The following is a 1,431-nucleotide window of genomic DNA, read 5'->3' as shown; positions in this document are numbered from 1 at the left end:
TATCACTACAGACATAGTTTTTCTCGCGATTAATTAAATCAGGAAGAGGCTTCCGGAGAGACAGGCCATTCAATGGCTCTGTATGAGGTTTTATCGGTGATAGTGCTGAAATCCAGCGCCTGCAGCGATTTCGCGTACATCCGCCAGGCTTTCAGCTTTTCTTTGTCTTCGTCGCTGATTAACCCCAGCAGCAGGTCTTTTTCCCATTCAGCAGTTAACCGACTTACATCCTTGAGCTTACTCACCCGCTCATCTTCTGCCTTTTTACCGTAGTCAAATATGAATTTGTCATCCCGGTAAAACCAGTAACCTGAGGCATCAATTTGTCGGTTCGCTGTGTTATCGGTAATTTCAATCACGCTCCGGTTTCTGGGATTAATTGACGCAGCATCTTTTCCAACCCAGGTAACTTTCCCTGTATCCAGATATTCAACTTTTAATGTGTCAGGTGAAAAATTTTTCTGGATTTCATACCAGTTTTCACCGGATTCTGTATACAACCACTCGACGCCATACCTTTTGGTCAGTTCGTATTGTTCGGCTGTTTTCGGATTGCCCGACGTAATATTTTTTAAATGCAACATAATTACATACTCGCGACGTTATACCAGGTTCCGTTAATCAGTTTCTGAAGCGGTCGGATAAACCACCCGTCGGCAGAGTTATCCCAGTCTCCGTAGCAGTAGCCACCCACACTGACATAACCAGAGGGAGCCAGGTTTGAGCCTGTACTGCCCATCTGTTGATAACCGCCAAGGCGCACGTCCTGCACACCTTCTGATTTGGTCTTATAACGGGCATCAAAATTGCTGTAATTACCCGGTATAACCTGACCTCCTCCGGCGGTGATATTTCCGCTGGAAACGTTTACCCCCCCGCTGACAGTCAGCCCGTTGCCCATCGTGACTGCGCCAGTGGCATTATTTATACAGAATGGCCTTAGTCCGTTATAGCTCCCCATGCTGTCGCCAGCATTGGTCAACATAAAATATGTGTTCGACCCGTCGTTTCTGACAAAAAAACCGTAATTACCATAAGCAATACGAAAGCCGTTTGCTGATTTTGATACAACCTCACCATTGATGATGGCATTCACCAGAACATACAGCGCATCCCATTTGAGATTCATCAGGTCTTTGGTTGTGGTTCCAGACTTACTCCGCCACTTGAAATATTCGTTTCCATTATCCCCCGCTTCAAACCACAGATATGAATCGGTGTCTGAATCCGAATCATTTTTAAACCCAATCTTTGCCCAATCTGTATTTCGAATCCACGCAAGGATTGAGTCATTTTCAAACGTCAGCCCACCCGATAATGTATCACCAGATTTTTTTACATATCGCAGATCAAAATCTGAATAGATATTGCCGGGGTTTATCACACTGAAATAACTTTTCTCGCTATCAAGAAGACAAATTAAGGGAATGC

At 44.7% G+C, this 1,431-nt stretch carries 2 protein-coding genes; both read right to left on the bottom strand.

The features are described 5' to 3' along the window. Positions 1 to 38: 38 nt before the first annotated feature. The gene (locus tag EQY_RS0121805; protein ID WP_000902891.1) at positions 39 to 584 is read right to left on the bottom strand and encodes a tail fiber assembly protein; all 546 of its coding nucleotides are present in this window, start codon (positions 582 to 584) and stop codon (positions 39 to 41) included. Between the two features lie 2 nt (positions 585 to 586). After that, on the bottom strand, positions 587 to 1,431 hold an 845-nt coding region (locus EQY_RS25250; protein ID WP_000552173.1), incomplete at its 5' end, for a phage tail fiber protein.

The organism is Escherichia sp. TW14182, assembly GCF_000208525.1.
In the GTDB taxonomy this organism is placed as follows: Bacteria; Pseudomonadota; Gammaproteobacteria; order Enterobacterales; family Enterobacteriaceae; genus Escherichia; species Escherichia ruysiae.
The sequence above is the reverse complement of the archived record's forward strand: the minus strand, read 5'-3'. Positions and strand labels throughout refer to the sequence as shown.

Excerpts from the sequence above, each read along its gene's own strand:
- EQY_RS0121805 (WP_000902891.1), bottom strand. The coding sequence starts at position 584 with ATGTTGCATTTAAAAAATATTACGTCGGGCAATCCGAAAACAGCCGAA.